This window comes from Ancylobacter oerskovii (assembly GCF_018390555.1).
Lineage (GTDB): Bacteria > Pseudomonadota > Alphaproteobacteria > Rhizobiales > Xanthobacteraceae > Ancylobacter > Ancylobacter oerskovii.
This window is the reverse complement of the sequence record NZ_JAHBGB010000046.1, coordinates 38,453-56,141: the sequence shown is the minus strand read 5'-3', so window position 1 is coordinate 56,141 and position 17,689 is coordinate 38,453. Positions and strand designations below refer to the sequence as shown.

Here is a 17,689-nt window from a genome sequence, read left to right as displayed (position 1 = left end):
CGTCATGGTCGCGTTACGCCGCTTCCGCCACTCCGGTCCGTCCTTCGCCGACCTCGTACCTTATGCGGGCCTCGTGGCGAATGGCGTGATCCTGCTCAAGGACGGCAGCCTCATGGTCGGCTGGTACTTTGCCGGGCCGGACAGCGAGAGCTCCACCGACGCCGAGCGCAATGACGTTTCCCGCCAGATCAACGCGATCCTGGCGCGGCTCGGAACAGGCTGGATGATCCAGGTCGAGGCCGTTCGCGTTCCCACCACGGACTATCCGGTCGATGCCGTTTGTCACTTCCCCGATCCGGTGACGCGAGCGATCGACGCGGAACGTCGCGCCCATTTCGAGCGGGAGAGGGGGCATTATGAGAGCCGCCACGCACTCATTCTCACCTATCGGCCGCTCGAGCCTCGCCGGTCGGGCCTGACACGCTATGTCTATTCAGACACGCAGAGCCGATCCGCCTCATATGCCGATACCGCACTCGATACGTTCGAGACCGCGATCCGCGAAATCGAGCAGTATTTTGCGAACGTCGTCTCACTGCGCCGGATGGCGACGCGGGAGGTCGAGGAGCGCGGCGGCCATCGCCTTGCCCGCTATGACGAACTCTTCCAGTTCATCCGCTTCTGCATAACTGGCGAGAACCACCCCATCCGCCTTCCGGATGTCCCGATGTATCTCGACTGGCTGGCGACCGCCGAGCTCCGTCATGGTGTCACGCCGACTGTCGAAAACCGCTTCCTCGGCGTGGTCGCAATCGATGGCCTACCGGCCGAAAGCTGGCCTGGTATCCTCAACGTCCTCGATCTCATGCCGCTCACCTATCGCTGGTCGAGCCGATTCATCTTCCTGGACGCCGAGGAGGCAAGGACGCGCCTCGAACGCACGCGGAAGAGATGGCAGCAGAAGGTGCGGCCTTTCTTCGATCAGTTGTTCCAGACCCGAAGCAGGTCGGTGGACCAGGACGCTCTCTCCATGGTGGCCGAGACCGAGGACGCTATTGCCGAAGCCTCCTCGCGAAGCGTTGCTTACGGCTACTACACGCCGGTCATCGCGCTGTTCGATGAGAACGAGACGCGGCTTCGCGAGAACTGCGAGGCCGTCCGCCGGCTGATCCAGGCCGAAGGCTTCGGTGCTCGAATAGAGACGATGAATGCCACTGACGCGTATCTCGGTAGCCTGCCTGGAAATTGGTATGCGAACATCCGCGAACCCCTGATCAACACCCGCAACCTCGCCGACCTCATCCCTCTCAACTCGGTCTGGTCGGGGAGCCCGACGGCGCCGTGCCCGTTCTATCCTCCTGGCGCGCCGCCCCTCATGCTGGTGGCGAGCGGATCGACTCCGTTTCGCCTGAACCTTCATGTCGACGACGTCGGACATACGCTGGTGTTTGGGCCGACCGGCTCGGGCAAGTCGACGCTGCTGGCCCTGATCGCCGCGCAATTCCGGCGCTACGAAGGCGCCCAAGTCTTCGCCTTCGACAAGGGCCGCTCCATGTTGCCACTGACACTCGCCGTCGGCGGCGATCACTACGAGATCGGCGGTGAAACTGACGGGCAGGGGAGGGCGCTCGCCTTCTGCCCGCTCGAGGAACTCGCAACCGACGCCGACCGCGCCTTCGCGTCGGATTGGATCGAGATGCTGGTCGCGCTGCAGGGCGTCACGGTGACGCCGGATCATCGCAACGCGATCGCCCGACAGATCGGCCTTCTGGCGGAGGCGCGCGGACGCTCGCTCTCCGACTTCGTCTCCGGCGTGCAGATGCGCGAGATCAAGGACGCGCTGCGCCACTACACGGTCGACGGCCCGATGGGACAACTCCTCGATGCCGAGGCCGACGGTCTCGCCCTCGGCACCTTCCAGTGCTTCGAGGTGGAGGAACTGATGAACATGGGCGAGCGCAATCTCGTACCCGTGCTCACCTATCTGTTCCGGCGCATCGAGAAGCGGCTCACCGGCAGCCCGAGCCTCATCATCATCGACGAGGCCTGGCTGATGCTGGGACACCCGACGTTCCGGAGCAAGATCCGTGAATGGCTGAAGGTGCTGCGCAAGGCGAATTGCGCGGTCCTGCTCGCGACGCAGTCGATCTCGGACGCCGAGCGATCGGGCATCGTCGATGTATTGAAGGAGAGTTGCCCGACCAAGATCTGCCTTCCGAACGGCGCTGCGCGTGAGCCCGGCACACGGGAATTCTATGAACGCATCGGCTTCAACAGCCGGCAGATCGAGATCGTCGCCACCGCCTTGCCGAAGCGAGAATACTACGTCGCGTCTCCCGTCGGCCGACGCCTGTTCGACATGGCGCTGGGTCCGGTCGCGCTGGCCTTCGCCGGAGCCTCCGGCAAGGAAGACCTGAAGCAGATCCGCACCCTCCATTCGGAACACGGGACCGCCTGGCCCCGCTACTGGCTCGAGCAAAGGGGGATCGCTCATGCCGCGCATCTTCTCCCGAACGTCTGATCCGCGCCGAACGGCGGTCGCCGTGCTCATCGCCGCCGTCGAAGCGATGATGCTGATCCCGAGCGCCCACGCCGGCGGCGGCGGCATCACGGGAGGCGCCACCGAGTGGACCCAAATCGCCAACAATGGCGAGCTCATCAGCCTGGTCGGCAATTCGGCCGAGCAGATAAACAACCAGGTCACCCAGATCACGCAGCTCGCCGAGCAGATCCAGAACCAGCTGAAGATCTACGCGAACATGCTTCAGAACACGGCGCAGCTACCCAATCATGTCTGGGGCCAGGTCGAAAGCGACCTCAACCGCCTGCAGGGCATCGTCTCGCAGGGGCAGGGCATCGCGTTCTCGATGGGGAATGCCGACGACATCCTGAAGCAGCGATTCCAGAGCTTCTCGACCTTCAAGAGCAATCTGCCGAGCGGGGCGTCGTTCTCCTCAACCTATGAAGGCTGGTCGAACACCAACCGCGACACCATAGCCGGCACGCTGAAGGCGGCGAACCTCACCGCCGAGCAGTTTCAGAGCGAGGAATCCACCATGTCCTCGCTGCGCTCCATGTCCGAGAGCGCGGACGGCCAGATGAAGGCCCTGCAGATCGGTCATGAGATCGCCGCGCAGGAAGTCGCGCAGCTCCAGAAGCTCCGCGGCCTCGTCTCGCAGCAGGTGACGATGATGGCCACCTGGTATCAGTCCGAGCAGGCCCGGAAGGACCTCGCCCAGGCGAGGCGGGAACAGTTCTTCAACGCGCCGACCAACGACATTCGTGGCGGCCAGACGATGGAGCCACGCTGGTGAGCCCGCGGACACTTCTCATCGTTGGCGGCCTCTTTGTCGGCGCCGGCTCAGCAGTCGCGATCTGGATCGTCTATCAGCCAGGACCTCCGCGGGAAGCGGGCGCGGCGGCGCCGGCATCGTCGACTCCATCGGACGTCGAGCGTCGCGAGCGCGCCGAGAAGGTCCTCGGCGGCAATCCGAACCTCGATGTGCGCGGCGGACAGGAGATGCGTCCCCGATGGTAGCTGCCCGCGCCTCCCGCACAGCAGGCCTTGCCTTCGTCGCCGCCGTCATGGTGCTGATCGCAGCCACCCCGGCTCTTGCGCAGCAGGGCTCCGTGCTGACCACGCTCGAGAATTCCGTCGTGACGGCCGCCAGGGACTGGGAAACGACGGTGATGGACGCGGCCCGCTCGCTGTTCTGGATTCTTGCCGGGATCGAGATCGGCATCGCCGCGGTATGGCTCGCACTCCAGGCCGCCTCGCTGGACAGCTGGTTCGCCGAACTGGTGCGGCGGATCATGTTCATCGGGTTCTTTGCCTTCGTGCTCGATCGGGGACCAGGCCTCGCGAAAGCGGTCGTCGACAGCCTGTTCCAGATCGGCGCCGGCGGGGGATCCGCGTCGCCGGCGAATATCTTCGATGCGGGAATCCGCGTCGCCTCCAAGATGTCGGAACAGGCGAAGTTCGGCCTCTTCGAGGACAACGCGCTGGCGATCGCCGCCGTCTTTGCCATGGTCGTCGTGGTCATTGCCTTCAGCCTCGTCGCGGCGATCTTCGTCTCCGTCATGGTGGAGATGTATGTGGGACTTCTCGCCGGCATGATCATGCTCGGTCTCGGCGGCTCCTCCTTTACGAAGGATTTCGCCGTTCGCTACCTCGTCTACGCCTTCAGCGTCGGCATGAAGCTGATGGCCCTGGCGATGATCGCGCGCATTGGCTCGGACGTCTTGCTCGGGCTCGCGGAGGCGCCGACAGCAACCTCCGACCAGTTCATCACCACACTCGCGATTGCCGGCATCTCCGTCGTGGTCTTCATCATCGCCGTCTACGTGCCCAACATCCTCCAAGGCGTCGTTCAAGGCGTCTCCGTCACCGGCGGCATGGAAGCTGTCCGCCACGGGGGGCAGGCCGCGAACTTCGCTCTTGCGACAACGGTCGGCGGCTCGTCGCTGGCCTGGGGCGCGGCCAGGGCTGGCGCGGCCAGCTATTCGGACGCCCGAGCACAGGGCTCCTCCATGGCCGGAGCTGCGCTCAAGGGAATGGCAAGCGGCGTGGGTGCTGCTGGCGGTGCGGTTGCCGCCGCCGCGCGCGATCAGGCGATGGATGCCCGCGGCACCTTCGGAACCTCCACCTTGGGCCTCGCCAACGCGAAGCTCGACGAGGCCCGCAAGCAAGCAGCCGGAAACAAGGGAGTGCAGAGGTGACGCAAGGTTCTCATCCGTCTGGAGAGGAGGGGAGGCGGCATGGCCTCACATAGTGCCCCCGACAATCCCTACATCGCGGCCCGGCAGGAATGGAACGAGCGCTATGGCTCCTATGTCCGCGCGGCTGCGGCCTGGCGCCTGGTTGGCGTCACCAGCATGGCGATGGCGCTGGTGAGCACCTCCTACGCCCTGCTTCAAAGCACGCAGGTCAAGCTCGTCCCATACATTGTAGAGGTCGACAAGCTCGGCACCGCGGCCAGCGCCGGCGCGCCGCAACAAATCGAATATGCCGACCCGCGCGTGGTGCGCGCGACCCTCGGCGTTTTCATCTCGAATTTCCGATCGGTGACGCCCGATGCCGTGGTGCAAAAGGGATACATCGACCGCACCTACGCCATGCTGCGGACGTCGGACCCCGCGACCGAGAAGATCAATGGCTGGTTCCGCTCGAGCTCGCCGTTCGAGAAGGCGAAGACCGCGACCATCGCCATCGAAGTCAACAACATCGTCGCCCTCTCCCCTCAGTCGTGGCAGATCGACTGGACCGAGTTCGAGCGCGACCGCAAAGGCAAGGAGACGGCGGTTCGCCGTTTCCGTGGCATCGCCACCGTCACGCTCACCCCGCCCCAAGACGAGGCCACCATCCGCCTCAATCCCATAGGTCTGTATCTGCGCGACTTCGACTGGACCGCGCAGCTCTGAAAGGCACCGCCCCGCACATGAGAGATTCGATCCGGCGGTCTCGGGCCGCGCTCGTCGCCGTGGCACTTCTCGCCTTCAACCCATACCTTTCTCTCGATGCCCTTGCCCAGGCAATGAACAGCAACGAAGCCAGGGGCGTCGGCATTTCCGGCAAATGGCGCGGAAGCCAGGGGCTCGTGACCCGCGGTCCGGATGGCAAGGTCATCTTTCTCTTTGGCGAGGTCCAACCCTCGGTGGTCTGCTCGCCACTTCAGGTCTGCGATATCGAACTCCAAGCTGGCGAGGTGGTCCGCGACGTCCTGGTCGGCGACACAGTACGCTGGAAGGTTGAGCCCGCCACCTCGGGTGCGGCCGGCGGCCAGGCAATCCACCTTATCGTTAAGCCTTCCGAGCCCGGCCTGATCACATCCATGGTGATCACGACCTCACGCCGCACCTATCACATCCAGCTCAAGTCCCATGCGACCCAGTACATGGCCCGCGTCGGCTTCGCATACCCCGAGGACGTCACGGCTACGCTCGCCGACATGAATGCCCGTCTCGAGGCGAACACCATCCCTGGAGCCGGCGTCCCGGCCGAGCAGCTGAACTTCAGCTATTCGGTCTCGGGGAACGCCAGCTGGCGCCCGACACGGGTCTATTCGGATGGTGCAAAGACCTACATCCAGTTCCCGAGCTCCGTTTCCGCGCAGGATGCCCCGGTACTTTTCGTCACTTCCGGCGGCCAGAACAGGATCGTCAACTACCGCATGCGCAACGACATGATGGTGGTCGACTACGCCATCGATCGCGCCGTGCTGGTGTCCGGAATTGGCTGGCAGCAGGCCAAGATCACGATTCAGCGGGGAGGGTAGGGACGATGCCCGTCCGCCATCTCCGCATCTGCCTTCCTGCCGCACTGTTGGCGCTTGCACTTGCGGGGTGTCAGAGCCTCAACTCCGGGGGCCTTGCCCTCAGCACGGCACCTGCCGAGATCTCTGGCTCCGCCGCCAGCGCCATCGCCGGCGACATGGTCAGCCGCCTTTCCGAACAGATCGGCCCGGGCAAGGTCACGGTCGCGTTGAAGCTCGACAGTTCGCCTTTCGGCCAGGCGCTCGAGGCTTCACTACAGGCTTGGGGCTATGCCGTTGTCACCGACCAGGCGACGGATGACAAGACCAAGCTCGTCGCCCTCGCATATTCAGTTGAGCCCTACGAGGGGCAGGTGCTGGTGCGTCTCTCCACCAGCAGTTTCGAGATCGGTCGCGCTTACAGCGTGACCGTAGCCGGAGCCGTGCCGGCAAGTCCCTTGTCGGTCATGCAGCGCGGTTAGGGGATAGGCTATGGTCCAATCGCTGAAGCTTGGTGGCGCACCCAATGACGACGACCCTGGCATCCGGCGCATTAACCGGCTGCCGATCGCCATCGTCATCGTGCTGTTTCTCGCATTCCTCGCCGTCATCTTCTATGGATTGACCTCCCGAGGCCTCTACATCCGCGGCGGCACCGGCCTCGACCAGACCTCCGGCGCTCCCGCCTCGACCTATGCTGATCAGCTCAAGCGCGGCGTGAGTGACGGGATCATAGGCGAGCCCGCTCCGGCACAGCCCTTCCAGCCGCAGCCGGTCGTCGAGACCAAGGGCCCCAGCGTATCGAATCCCTTCTCGCCGCAGTCCAGTCCGGCCGCGCCACAAAAGGCACCGGCGCTGGAGCCGGAAGAAGTGTGGCGCGCTCGCCTCGAGCGCGAGCAAGAAGAGCAATATTGGCGCGAGTATCAGCGCCAGCAGATGGCGCGCATTCAGGCAGGTGAAGCTGCCTACGATGCTCCGCTTGCACTCGATCGCGGCAAGCTGGAGGCGAGGACGGGAACGACGGGACCATCGGCAGCCCCCGCGCGCGGTGTCACGCGCTCGGCACCGGCTGCCGACCTCTATGGAGCAGCAGTTGCGGCCGGCCTCGCCGAGCAGAATAGGGATCCGAATGGTCAGACCCAGAAGGAGGCCTTTCTCAACACCGACCTCAAGGAGGCCGGCTACCTCCCGAACCGCGTTGTGCCCCAACAGTCGCTTTACGAGCTCAAGCGTGGCTCGGTCATTCCGGCCACGCTTATCACCGGGATAAATTCCGATCTTCCGGGCCGCATCACGGCGCAGGTGTCACAGAACGTCTATGATTCCGCGACCGGACATCGATTGCTGATTCCGCAAGGTGCGAAGCTCTTCGGCCGCTATGACAGCAAGGTGTCGTTCGGCCAATCGCGTGTCCTTGTCGTCTGGACCGACATCGTCTTCCCGAACGGCTCGACCCTGCAAATTGGCGGAATGGCCGGCACCGACGCCGAGGGCTATGGCGGTTTCAAGGATAAGGTCGACAACAAATATCTGCAGACCTTCGGGTCGGCGATCCTCATCGCCCTCATCGGAACAGGGATCGATCTTGCGATCCCGCAGAACCAGAACAATTTCAGCAACGACATGACCCCCGAGGACGCCGCGCGGATCAATTTCGCCGAAACCTTCGGCCGGGCAGCCGAACAAACCATCAACAAGAACCTGGACGTCCAGCCGACGCTCGAGATTCGGCCTGGGTACCGGTTCAACGTTCTGGTCGATCAGGACGTAATCTTCCCAGGAGCCTATCAGGGTTGAACAGCCTCGGTGCCGATCGAAGTCGCTTACTCCCTGCGCGTGGGCATCACCTGGCGCAGCCGTGCAGCCGCTACCCGACCGATGCTGATCGGATCAGGTACGCCCCGCAACATCAGCCTGACATTGTCGCGCGAACGCGTTTCGACACGCTGCAAACGGTCGATATTGACCATGATGGAGCGGCCAAGGCGTATGAAGGGCGGCACCGGCAGCATCGCTTCGAATTGTCCAAGCGAGCCCAACACGAGCAGGGCGGGCTGGCCGGACAGGATGAACCGGCTGAAATCCCCCTCGGCGATCACCGCCGCGACCTCCGTCGGTGCGGCAAGAATAACCCGTCCGGATGATCGCAATTCAAGCCGCGTCTCTGCGCCCTCCTCACGACGCGACAGAAGGTGCAGTACCCGCTCTATGGCCGTGTCGAGCCGATCAGGCTGCACCGGCTTCAGAAGGTAATCGACCGCCTGAACCCCGAAGGCATCGACCGCATACTCGGCATATGCGGTGACGAACACCACCTTCGGCGCGTTCTCCAGCTCCGCCAGCAGATCAAAACCATCGCCACCATTGAGTCGGATGTCGAGGAAGATCAGGTTCGGCCGAAGGCGTCCCACCAGATCCAGCGTCTCGGCAACACTTTCGCTTTCACCGACGATCTCGATCTGCGGGCGGACTGCCAGGAGCCGGCGCATGGCGCGACGCGCGAGCGGTTCGTCATCGGCGATCACGACACGGAGCATGGCTCACCCTCCAGTCGCAATAGAGCCGACACACGCGCACCACCTTCATCTTCCATCTGACGGAGAACAAACTGGTGGCGACCGGGATAGTGCACGTCGAGACGTCGGCGGATGTTCTCAAGGCCAAGTCCATGACCGGGTCGAGCCTTGACGGTCGATACCAGATGACCGGTGTTTTCGATCTCGATCCTCAAGCCCTCGCCATCCAGGCTGACCCGGATCGACACCTCCAGCTTCACGGCCCGATCGCCATGCTCGAAGGCATTCTCGACCAGCGGCTGGAACAGCAGATTGGCTACAGGCCAATCCGCGGCGGCCGGATCGACCGAAAGGTGAACACGTACGCGGTCTGCGAACCGCGCCTGCTGGAGGCGTAGATAGGCGCCCAGCCCCTCGATTTCGGAACGCACGGACATCACCGGCGTGCGCAGTCCCGCCAGCACATGCCGTAAATAGGTGGTGAGGTCCACGATCATCGCCACGGCGCGGTCGGGACTGTCATGCGTCTCTTCGGCAATGCCATTCAGGGCATTGATCAGGAAATGCGGATCGAGCTGAAGCTGAAGTTCATGGATCTCGGCGTGCAAGGCTTCCATCTGGCTCTGCGCCGCCCGCTGCTGCTCCCGCTGCCGGCCCGCTTCCGTCACCATCCAGAAATACAGGACGCTCCAGGCCAGAAAGGCCATCGAGTAATGCCCGGCTGGAATGACAAATTCCTCCAGCTGATACGCGCCGAGCATATTCCAGCCCATCGCGACCCGGATCGCTGTCATCGTCGTCACGATGGCGATGCCAGCGACGACACACAAACCGACCGTGACCGCAATCTTGAAGAGCGTAAGCCGTGTGTCAACGAAGATCCGATCGTAAATCCGCCCCAAGCCGGCCGCGAGCAGGGTGGCCGCGGGATAGGTACCTGCCGTCAGCACCAGCGCGGCGATTACACTCTCAAAAGTCAGAAGACGGTCGACGATATCAATGACCGCCAGCAGCCCCCAGCCAACCCATAGCACCCGCCACGGAATGGGCCGGCAATCGGACAAAGCCGCTTTGACAGATCGTGATGCGGAGGGCACGAGTGAACTCCAGCAGATAGACAAGCCCGGCTGTTGACCCTGCATGGCAGGATACCCTGCACAGGCGCCATGAAGAGTTCAACGCGACCGATGCCGATGTCCGCCCGATGCTCGAGATGACCTGCCGCGATCATCGAGTTTTCCGCCCTTTTCATCGATTGCTGCGCCGCCGCAGGCTGATCTGCAGCGGAGGCGATGCCATCTCATCTGTCCACTCGCGCTTTGAGATGACACCATCGCAGGAGAACCGGGGTTGGACGCCGCGCTTCAATCACTCATCGACGCCATCGACGTCGCTCAGGACGAACGCTCCATTGCAAATATATTGCGAGGCTACGCGCAGACTTGCGGCTTCGAGCGTTTCGCCTATCTCCAGACGGCGGCCGCCGGCATCACGACCTACAACAACTATCCCAGGGAGTGGCAGAGTCTTTATCTGGAGCGGGGATACTCAGAAATCGACCCGGTCGTAACCACGGCGCGTCGGCATATGGGCATGTTCTCCTGGTCGGCGGAAGAGTCCTCCGGACGATTCCGCCCCAAGGCGCAGAGGCAGTTCTATTCCGAGGCGGTCGACCATGGCATCCGAGCAGGTCTATCTGTGCCCGTGCCCGGAACTTTCGGCACTATGCTGATGCTGACATTGGCAACGTCTCACGCACGGGTCAGCCCCTCCATGTTCAGCGATGCCCAAAGGGCGGCTCACGCCACCCTCGCTGTGCATTACCGCCTGAAGGCACTCGCCGAAACCCCGCTTGCCGCACCGCCCTTTTCGCTGACTCCCAAAGAACTCCTTTGCCTCAAATGGGCATCGAAAGGGAAATACATGCCGGAGATCGCCACCTTGATCGATGTCCAGCACCGGACCGTGCAGCACTATCTCGACAATGCGCGGGCGAAGCTCAACGCTACCAATCTCACCCATGCCGTCGCGATCGCCCTCGAGCGGGGCCTTATCAGCCCAGACTGAATGCCCTGGCGAGTTCTATGGAAAATCGACCGCATCATCATCCTTGCCATTTTTGCCAACCGCCTATCCTCATCGCATGGGCACGATGAACATCTCCCTGCCCGACGCCCTTAAAGGCTTCGTCGACCGACAGGTCGCACGACGGGGATTTGCAACCAGCAGCGAGTATGTCCGCGAACTGATCCGCGGGGATCAGGACCGGGAAAAGCTCCGCGGCCTCCTCCTGGAAGAGCCTCTTCTCCAGCGACTGCGCCCGTCGACGAGAGCTATTTCAGCGACCTGCGCGCACAGATCGATCGCTTTTCTTCCAAGTGAGCACGAAGCCGGTTATCCCGCGCGAACGGGCGAGTCAGGATGTCCGGGACATCGTCGATCACGATCTGCGGGAGACCGGCCCGGACGTGGCCCATGGCCTGATCGATGAACTCGAGCAGGCCTACCGTTTGATGGTGCAACATCCCGGTGCCAGCTCGCCGCGCCATGCCTTCGAGTTGCAGATCGCCAATCTGCGGCACCTGTGCCTCAGGCGGCATCCCTACCTGATCTTCTATGTCGAGCGGCCCGACCACATCGATGTCTGGCGCCTGCTGCATGGGCACGCGCGACATTCCGGCCTGGCCGGCCGGGTCGGGGCCCGAAGAACCGGCCTCGTAGCCGTTCTGCAGGCATGTCACGGCTTGCCGACATCGATACCCAACAGATCGACCCGCGTCCCGGCCATGTTCGGATCATCCTGCTCCCGTCTTTTCGCACGCTCGGAAGCCTGCATGTCCGGGCTGTCCCCAGCTCGCTCGCCGGAGCCCATTAGCAGCTCTTGCGATGCAACCGAGCCCGGATCGGGCGCGCTGAACACGCCGATGCCCTCGAAGGTACCAGTCCGCCAGGCGAGAATGGCATCCTCAACCGCCTCCTCGCGGGACGCGCCGTACCATTTGACGACGATCCGATAGACCTTGCCAAACAGTGCCGTGCCGATGCGGATATTCGCGCAGGGATCGACCAGATCCGGCTTCAATTCCTCAGAAGAGGCGATATCGAGACCTACCGGCATCTGGGTGATCCCGACGCGCACGACATGGCGGCCGACATGCCGACGGATGAGTTCCATCGCCGCCTCCGTGGTCGTCGGCCGGGGGACGAGGATGACACGGTCACCGGCGCGGATCGTCACCGTAAGCGGATCCGACGATCCGCCCTGCGCTATAAACCTCTCGACGATCGCCGGCTTCAGAGCGGGGTCGGCGCAGTGCTTAATCAGGGCGGCGTCGACCATCCTGTTCTCCTTGTCCGTTACATGTTGACAGAAATGACCAGCGGCCGATCGAACAGCCTCGCCCAGGCTTGAAGGCTAACTCGCTGAACACTAGGGATGGACGAATTTCCAGCCCACCAGGCATTGCTGATCCCAACGAGGAGATCGGGCTGATAGAGCATCGACTCCAGCACCGGCCACAGGACGAGCTGTTCGTAACAGATCAACGGCGCCAGCCGGTTTCCGCCAAACTCGACGGTCGGGTTCGCGAAGAAATGTGCGCGTGCTCCGCCGGTTTCACCAGTGATCCACCTCCAGGGCTGCCACATCGCAACCGGTACTGGCATGCGCGCGCGATAGATGACATTGCGGCCCTCGGTGGTGATCCCCACCATGATGCTGTCATAGCCGCCGTGATCGACCCTCATGGCCCCGGCAATCACCATCAGATCGCGGCCTTCGAGCATATCCCGCCAGAGATGCTCCACTGTCGGCGTCCAGATGCCGATTGCATTCTCCGGCAGCACGACCACATGTGCCTTTGCGACGCCGACAGCCTGAAGCACCAATCGGATCAGCTCCCGATGCTGCTCGATCGACGCATCGCGACCAAGACGTGCGCCCTTCGTCATCTCGATACCGGTCCAGGCGGGAGGTGCGACCGGCGGCTCCCAATGCGCCGCGGACCATAGCCAAGCGCTGGCGAGAAGAATGCCGACCAGACACCACCACGCCATGGTCAGCATGGCGAGGCTGATCATGGTCGCCGCCAGACCCCACCATCCACATCCAGGAAAGAGTACACCGGCGGCCGTTGCGGGTTGCGCCCAGCCCACGATCCCGAATGGCGGCACAGCCATCAGCCCGGTGGCCAGCAGGAAGCGAAGGGCCCTCTTCATTCCCGGATGCGGTGTCCAGAGAGCCGTCTGAACCAACACAAAGGAGAGCGAGGCGCCGAGCCAGAGCAGGACCCCCAGCCACAGATCGGAGGTAAAGAAGGTGGCGATGCCCTGCGGCAGGCCTCGCGACGCCGCGAGGAAATACCCCATCGACACCGCCGCCGCCGTGACGCGGTTCGGCGCCCATGCCCAGAGCGCCGGGAACAACATGGCGCACGGAAGGGTGAGTGCGTGGCCGCTCCAGCCCACCCAGCCGATGGCGATGGCCGCGGCGACGAGCAGGGCAGGGCGCCAGCGATCAGGGATGGAGGGTGAAGATCGGCCGCGCCAGACCGAGAAGGCCGGCGTCGGGGAGCGGCCCGAAATAGCGGGAGTCATAGGAACCTGCGAAGGGAGAGTGAACGAAGATCTGGCTGGTGGGAACGATGCCGCCGGTCCAGGGGATGAGCGGACGTCCGGCGCCGTCGCGAGCGATCAGTTCGGAGCGGGGCAGGGCATCGCCATCGATCACGATGCTGGCGCCGACGTCGATGCGGCTGCCGGCGAGCGCTGCGACGGTCTTGATGAGCGGGGCCGCATCGCCAGGGCATGATCCCCAGCGGAAGTACCCGCGCTCACGGCCGAACACCGAGATCGGTCCTGGCGGTGGACACACAAAAACAAGATCCCCGACCGCGACAGGACGATCGAGCGGCACGATGCGCCACAGCCCGATCGGCTCGCTCGGCGTGAGGTTGATGCGCCATCTGCCGAGCCAGCCCGGAACGGCGATCGCCACCGTCACGACCACGCCGCCGACCAGAATCGTAAGTGCACGGCGCCGCGTTTCGCCGCGCCTCCTTCCGGTCGACTTCCGGGCATCAGCACACGCACCGACCATCATTTGAGCGGCAATCCCTGCCGCTGCGACTGGCGCATCGCCTCGGTCTGCTTCAACCCCTCGACGGTGCGCTGCTGGGCGGCGAGCTGCTGCGCCGTGCGCATCGTCGGCCAGGCCGATTTCAGCTCATCGCGTTGGCCGGCATTCATGCCGGCGGCGAGTCTCTCGAAGGTGGGCCCCTCCGGGGTCTTCGCGCCGTTGGCAAGCATGGTCCGCTCGCCGAACCGCTCGTTGACGGCCCGGGCGAACCCCTCGAGCTCGGCCTTCACCATCTTGTCCTCAAGGGAGAAGGCGAGTGCGGTCGGCAGATCGTTGCGATCGATCGCCTCACGCACACGCTCGAGCACATTCTTCGCTGCTGGCGACAGCGCCGGAATGTCGACCGCGACTTTCATGCGCGCCGCGCGTTCTTCCGTCTCGTGCTTATGCTCGGCCTCGGCGCGCAGCCGCAGATAGCGATCGAGGTCACGGGCGAGCGCCGGCACGTTGAGGTTCGCGCGTTCGCGATCCTCCCGGTCGGCACGACCGGCGAGAAGGCCGGTCTTACCCTTCAGCGCCCCAAAGCTCTCGGGCCTCTCGGCAATCGTCGACAGGGTGGACTTGGCCGTGTCGGCGTTCCTGATCATGCCGTCGACGTCGACCTTGCGGAACGCCGCCTCCGGCTCGGCGAAGACGAAGCGGAAGCGGGTCGAGACTTCCTCCCACTGCTTCTTCAGGCCGGGATCGGTGGAGAGCCTGTCCTCGACTGCCTGATCGATGGATTTGGCGAATGCGGAGATGCCCGCGACCATCGGTCCAACCTCCTTCTGCGTTTCCGGGACGGTGTGTTTCGGGGTCGCGCCGAGGCCGAGCCTCAAACCGAGGGCCAGAAGCCGCGTACCGAGATCGGCGAGCTTGTTCTTCTGCCTGATGGTCCAGCGGAGCTGGTCGGCGACGAGCGTGCGGGCGACGCGGACGAGATGCAGGCCGCGCGCTTCAGTGAAGCGCAGGGCGGCGCGATAGGATCCGGAGCGCTCATAGTCGAGCGTGGTTTCCTTGCCCCGATGCTGCGACAGGATCTTCGTCAGGCCACCGGCCTTCCGGAAGGAAAGCGCTCCATAGTAGAGACCGGCATCCTCGCGATGGCGTGTCAGCGCCACATAGGAAAGGTGACGGTCGAGCGAGAGCGTAGCGAGCACCTTCACACGGTCGACCGTCGCACCCTGCGACTTATGAATCGTCGTCGAATAGCCATGGTCGACATGGGCGTAGAAGCGCTGGTCGACGTCGACATGGCGACGATATTCACCCTCGCCGACTACGGCTTTGAACCCGCCCGGCCGCGCCTCGACGACATGAGCGATCATGCCGTTCTTCACGCCGAGCGCCGCGTCGTTCTTCAGGAACACGATCTGGTCGCCGGCGGCGAAACGGCGGGGGCCGTCTTCGGTGCGGAAGGCATGACCTTCCTCGATTAGGCCGCGCTCGATCAGCTTGCCCCGCGCCATGTCGTTGAGCGCGCGCACGTCCCGCCGGAGATGGGCGAGGATCAGCGTCGACTTCGCCGGATCAAAGTCGCGGTTCCAGTCCTCGATGAGCGCTGCAACGGCATCGGTCTTGAGTTTTCGGGGCTGGAGCTTGCCGTTCGCCTCATAGCTCTTCAGCGCCGCGGCGACATTACCACGCGCGAGATCGAGCGAGGCATCGCGCATCCATCGTTCGCGTTGACGGTAGATGGTCTCGAGCTCGGCATACCCCGTGCGTTCGACGATGGCGCGGAACGCAGCACCCGCCTCGATCGGCTGGAGTTGATCGGGATCGCCGACGAGGACCAGCTTGGCACCGGCTTTCACCACCATCTCGACGAACAGCGCCATCTGCCGGGATGACACCATGCCGGCCTCGTCGAGCACGAACACGGTCTTATCGTTGAGGGTATCGCGGCCCTTCGACCAGGCGAGCTCCCATGACGCCAGCGTGCGCGAGGCGATCCCCGCCTCCTTCTCGAGGCCCTCCGCCGCCTTGCCAGCAAGCGCGGCACCGACGACGCGATAGCCGGCCGCTTCCCACGCCTCCCGCGCGGCCTTCATCATCGTGGTCTTGCCGGCGCCGGCGCGCCCGACGACAGCGGCCAGCCGTCCGTCGCCGGCGACATGCGCGATCGCCACGCGCTGCTCTTCCGAGAGCCGGGCATGACGCTGGAACACCGTATCGAGCACGATCTCGCGAACACCATGCGAGGACCGCGCGGCGAGCCAGATCGCGCGATGGGCCATTTCGGCTTCGAGCGTGATCAGCTCACGCGTCGTATATTTGGCGGGCTCGCGGACACCGCTCGCGAAGCCGATGTACTCGCCTTCCAGACGAAGCACTTCAGGACTCTGCATGATCCGCGCGAGGAGCTGCTGGAACGTGCCGGCATCGTCGACATAGCGATGCAGCACCTTGGCGATGTCGCGCTCGGTGAAGACGCTCATCTCGCGCGTGACGAGGTCGAGCACGATCTCGGGCCGGCGCAGGATGCGCTCCCGGTTCTCCGCCCGTCTCTCCTCATGGAGCGCGACACGTTCCAGCCGGGGCGACCACCCGGCCGCTCCTTCCTTCCGGTCGATCGCCTTCGCCGCCACGCCGATATGCGTGGTCGGCACAAGGTCGATACCGCGCTCGGCGTAGGACCGGCCATCGACGCGGATGTCGAGGCCGGCAAGCGCCAGATGCTTGTTCTGGAGATCGAGCCAACCCTCGCGCTGCTCGAGGAACTCGGTCTTCTCGCCAGACCAGAGCCGATAAACGATCTTGCCGGCGTCATTGCGCAAGGGCTGCCCGTACTCGCCGATCACCGCAACCTTCTTCGACCCGAAGCCAGCTTCGCTCAGAGGCCTCAAGGTGGTCATCAGGTGGATGTGCGGATTGCCCGGTTCGTCGTGGAACACCCAATCCGCGACCTGCCCGCGGGCGAGTAGCTGCGTCTCGACGAATTCGCGCACCAGGCCGATGTTCTGGTTCACGGACAGCTCAACCGGCAGCGCGATGATGAACTCCCTGGCGAGCTGAGCGTCGGAACGCTTTTCGAAGGCCTCGACCGCGTTCCAGAATGCCTCGGCCGCCCCCGCGACCGAGCGATTGGCGATCAGCGCCCGCGCCCATTCCGGCGCGCCGGCCGGCAGCAGGAACTCCTCATGCCGCAGTCCGCGCTTGGCGGAATAGTCAACAATCCGCCCTTCGGCCTCGTGCTCCATCCGCGCGCAATGACGATACGCCGCCGACAGAACGGCGCTGCGGCCGGAGCCGCGCGAGATGAGCTGGGGCGTGAAATGCGTGATGGCCAAGGCGGCAGAGGCTCCCGGAAGACTTTGAGGCAGGCGTGCTCATCGGGAGAGGTGGCCCGGCCCCGCTAGATCGGCGGGCCGGCGGCCGGGGGGTGAAGCAGGGCGTCGCGACAGCGACGTATTACTGCGCCCTTGGACCATTCCTTCGGAACGGCCGGGATGATCTCAGGCGGCATCGGCTCCGCCGACTGTAGAATAAACGGGGGTGCACTTTGCGCGACACCGCCCGATCTTCAGGCCTCGACACGTCGCGTCCAGCCCTGAAGGAGGCTCAACCGGAAATGAAAAAGCCGTCGTCGAAGATCCGCGAGGAAATCGTTCAGCTCCAGGCCCAGCTCAGGCTCGCCGAAACACGGGAAGCCGAGCGGATCGGGCGTGTGGCCCTGAAGGCAGGTCTCGGCGAGATCGACATTGACGAAAGCCAGCTGCAGGCCGCGTTCGAGGAGATGGCCGGCCGGTTGCGCGGGACGGGAGAGAAGGCGACCGGAAGGAAGAGTGCAGCAGGAGGCGACACCAGCGCTTCGGCCACGAAGATCGCGGCTGGCCAAGCTGCGGATGGCACTGGAGAGGTATGAG

General features: G+C 64.1%; 16 protein-coding genes and 2 pseudogenes. 12 read left to right on the top strand and 6 right to left on the bottom strand.

Annotated features, from left to right (window positions below; genetic code table 11):
* The first annotated feature begins 4 nt into the window (after positions 1-4).
* The 8 genes from KHC19_RS25540 to trbI are packed head-to-tail and all read left to right on the top strand — an operon-like array spanning position 5 to position 7,988.
* The gene (locus KHC19_RS25540; RefSeq protein WP_213356631.1) at positions 5-2,461 is read left to right on the top strand and encodes a conjugal transfer protein TrbE; all 2,457 of its coding nucleotides are present in this window, start codon (positions 5-7) and stop codon (positions 2,459-2,461) included.
* A 46-nt stretch (positions 2,462-2,507) separates the two neighbouring features.
* Positions 2,508-3,254 carry a P-type conjugative transfer protein TrbJ gene (trbJ, locus tag KHC19_RS25535; RefSeq protein WP_246549629.1) on the top strand — a complete coding sequence of 249 codons (747 nt, stop codon included), beginning with the start codon at positions 2,508-2,510 and terminating at the stop codon, positions 3,252-3,254.
* Positions 3,251-3,478 (top strand): entry exclusion protein TrbK, encoded by a 228-nt coding sequence (gene trbK, locus KHC19_RS26405; protein WP_213356626.1) that lies wholly within the window; start codon positions 3,251-3,253, stop codon positions 3,476-3,478. The genes trbJ and trbK overlap by 4 nt, the downstream gene beginning before the upstream one ends.
* Complete coding sequence (gene trbL, locus KHC19_RS25525) at positions 3,472-4,659, top strand: P-type conjugative transfer protein TrbL (protein ID WP_213356624.1); 1,188 nt, start codon at positions 3,472-3,474, stop codon at positions 4,657-4,659. The genes trbK and trbL overlap by 7 nt, the downstream gene beginning before the upstream one ends.
* A 39-nt stretch (positions 4,660-4,698) precedes the next feature.
* Positions 4,699-5,361 (top strand): conjugal transfer protein TrbF, encoded by a 663-nt coding sequence (locus KHC19_RS25520; RefSeq protein WP_213356622.1) that lies wholly within the window; start codon positions 4,699-4,701, stop codon positions 5,359-5,361.
* A gap of 17 nt (positions 5,362-5,378) precedes the next feature.
* Positions 5,379-6,215, top strand: a complete 837-nt coding sequence (gene trbG, locus KHC19_RS25515) for a P-type conjugative transfer protein TrbG (protein WP_213356620.1) — start codon at positions 5,379-5,381, stop codon at positions 6,213-6,215.
* 5 nt (positions 6,216-6,220) lie between these two features.
* Positions 6,221-6,673, top strand: a complete 453-nt coding sequence (gene trbH / locus KHC19_RS25510) for a conjugal transfer protein TrbH (protein WP_213356618.1) — start codon at positions 6,221-6,223, stop codon at positions 6,671-6,673.
* 10 nt (positions 6,674-6,683) lie between these two features.
* A complete protein-coding gene (trbI, locus tag KHC19_RS25505; RefSeq protein WP_213356616.1) occupies positions 6,684-7,988 on the top strand; it encodes an IncP-type conjugal transfer protein TrbI in 1,305 nt (434 codons plus the stop codon).
* Between the two features lie 26 nt (positions 7,989-8,014).
* On the opposite strand, the gene KHC19_RS25500 is transcribed toward trbI, so the two are convergent.
* Together KHC19_RS25500 and KHC19_RS26400 are read right to left on the bottom strand one after the other, a co-directional pair.
* Complete coding sequence (locus KHC19_RS25500) at positions 8,015-8,728, bottom strand: LytR/AlgR family response regulator transcription factor (RefSeq protein WP_213356614.1); 714 nt, start codon at positions 8,726-8,728, stop codon at positions 8,015-8,017.
* Positions 8,713-9,804, bottom strand: a complete 1,092-nt coding sequence (locus KHC19_RS26400) for a sensor histidine kinase (protein WP_213356612.1) — start codon at positions 9,802-9,804, stop codon at positions 8,713-8,715. Before KHC19_RS26400 ends, KHC19_RS25500 begins: the two co-directional genes overlap by 16 nt.
* Positions 9,805-10,057: 253 nt before the next feature.
* Between KHC19_RS26400 and KHC19_RS25490 the strand changes: the two genes are divergently transcribed.
* From KHC19_RS25490 to KHC19_RS26095, 3 genes and pseudogenes are all read left to right on the top strand, one after another.
* On the top strand, positions 10,058-10,774 hold the full coding sequence (locus KHC19_RS25490) for an autoinducer binding domain-containing protein (RefSeq protein ID WP_213356610.1): 717 nt from the start codon (positions 10,058-10,060) through the stop codon (positions 10,772-10,774).
* A gap of 76 nt (positions 10,775-10,850) precedes the next feature.
* Positions 10,851-11,089, top strand: a pseudogene (locus tag KHC19_RS26100) (ribbon-helix-helix domain-containing protein).
* Positions 11,086-11,310 (top strand): annotated as a pseudogene (locus tag KHC19_RS26095) (type II toxin-antitoxin system RelE/ParE family toxin); the annotation flags it as partial. The pseudogenes KHC19_RS26100 and KHC19_RS26095, both read left to right, overlap by 4 nt.
* A 134-nt stretch (positions 11,311-11,444) precedes the next feature.
* Here the strand turns inward: KHC19_RS26095 and KHC19_RS25480 are convergent.
* Genes KHC19_RS25480 through traA form a run of 4 tightly spaced genes read right to left on the bottom strand, consistent with a single transcriptional unit; the run spans position 11,445 to position 17,113 of the window.
* Positions 11,445-12,047 (bottom strand): TraH family protein, encoded by a 603-nt coding sequence (locus KHC19_RS25480; protein ID WP_213356608.1) that lies wholly within the window; start codon positions 12,045-12,047, stop codon positions 11,445-11,447.
* A 17-nt stretch (positions 12,048-12,064) separates the two neighbouring features.
* Positions 12,065-13,303 (bottom strand): conjugal transfer protein TraB, encoded by a 1,239-nt coding sequence (locus tag KHC19_RS25475; RefSeq protein WP_213356606.1) that lies wholly within the window; start codon positions 13,301-13,303, stop codon positions 12,065-12,067.
* Positions 13,224-13,808 (bottom strand): conjugative transfer signal peptidase TraF, encoded by a 585-nt coding sequence (gene traF / locus KHC19_RS25470; protein ID WP_246549613.1) that lies wholly within the window; start codon positions 13,806-13,808, stop codon positions 13,224-13,226. The genes KHC19_RS25475 and traF overlap by 80 nt, the downstream gene beginning before the upstream one ends.
* A complete protein-coding gene (gene traA, locus KHC19_RS25465; RefSeq protein ID WP_213356604.1) occupies positions 13,805-17,113 on the bottom strand; it encodes a Ti-type conjugative transfer relaxase TraA in 3,309 nt (1,102 codons plus the stop codon). Before traA ends, traF begins: the two co-directional genes overlap by 4 nt.
* A 281-nt stretch (positions 17,114-17,394) precedes the next feature.
* Between traA and traC the strand changes: the two genes are divergently transcribed.
* Positions 17,395-17,688, top strand: a complete 294-nt coding sequence (traC, locus tag KHC19_RS25460) for a conjugal transfer protein TraC (RefSeq protein ID WP_213356602.1) — start codon at positions 17,395-17,397, stop codon at positions 17,686-17,688.
* Position 17,689: the final 1 nt, after the last annotated feature.

Excerpts from the sequence above, each read along its gene's own strand:
- KHC19_RS25475 (WP_213356606.1), bottom strand. The coding sequence starts at position 13,303 with ATGACTCCCGCTATTTCGGGCCGCTCCCCGACGCCGGCCTTCTCGGTC.
- KHC19_RS25480 (WP_213356608.1), bottom strand. The coding sequence starts at position 12,047 with ATGGTCGACGCCGCCCTGATTAAGCACTGCGCCGACCCCGCTCTGAAG.
- trbJ (WP_246549629.1), top strand. The coding sequence starts at position 2,508 with ATGATGCTGATCCCGAGCGCCCACGCCGGCGGCGGCGGCATCACGGGA.
- trbI (WP_213356616.1), top strand. The coding sequence starts at position 6,684 with ATGGTCCAATCGCTGAAGCTTGGTGGCGCACCCAATGACGACGACCCT.
- traC (WP_213356602.1), top strand. The coding sequence starts at position 17,395 with ATGAAAAAGCCGTCGTCGAAGATCCGCGAGGAAATCGTTCAGCTCCAG.
- trbG (WP_213356620.1), top strand. The coding sequence starts at position 5,379 with ATGAGAGATTCGATCCGGCGGTCTCGGGCCGCGCTCGTCGCCGTGGCA.
- trbH (WP_213356618.1), top strand. The coding sequence starts at position 6,221 with ATGCCCGTCCGCCATCTCCGCATCTGCCTTCCTGCCGCACTGTTGGCG.
- traF (WP_246549613.1), bottom strand. The coding sequence starts at position 13,808 with ATGATGGTCGGTGCGTGTGCTGATGCCCGGAAGTCGACCGGAAGGAGG.
- KHC19_RS25520 (WP_213356622.1), top strand. The coding sequence starts at position 4,699 with ATGGCCTCACATAGTGCCCCCGACAATCCCTACATCGCGGCCCGGCAG.
- KHC19_RS25540 (WP_213356631.1), top strand. The coding sequence starts at position 5 with ATGGTCGCGTTACGCCGCTTCCGCCACTCCGGTCCGTCCTTCGCCGAC.
- KHC19_RS25500 (WP_213356614.1), bottom strand. The coding sequence starts at position 8,728 with ATGCTCCGTGTCGTGATCGCCGATGACGAACCGCTCGCGCGTCGCGCC.
- trbL (WP_213356624.1), top strand. The coding sequence starts at position 3,472 with ATGGTAGCTGCCCGCGCCTCCCGCACAGCAGGCCTTGCCTTCGTCGCC.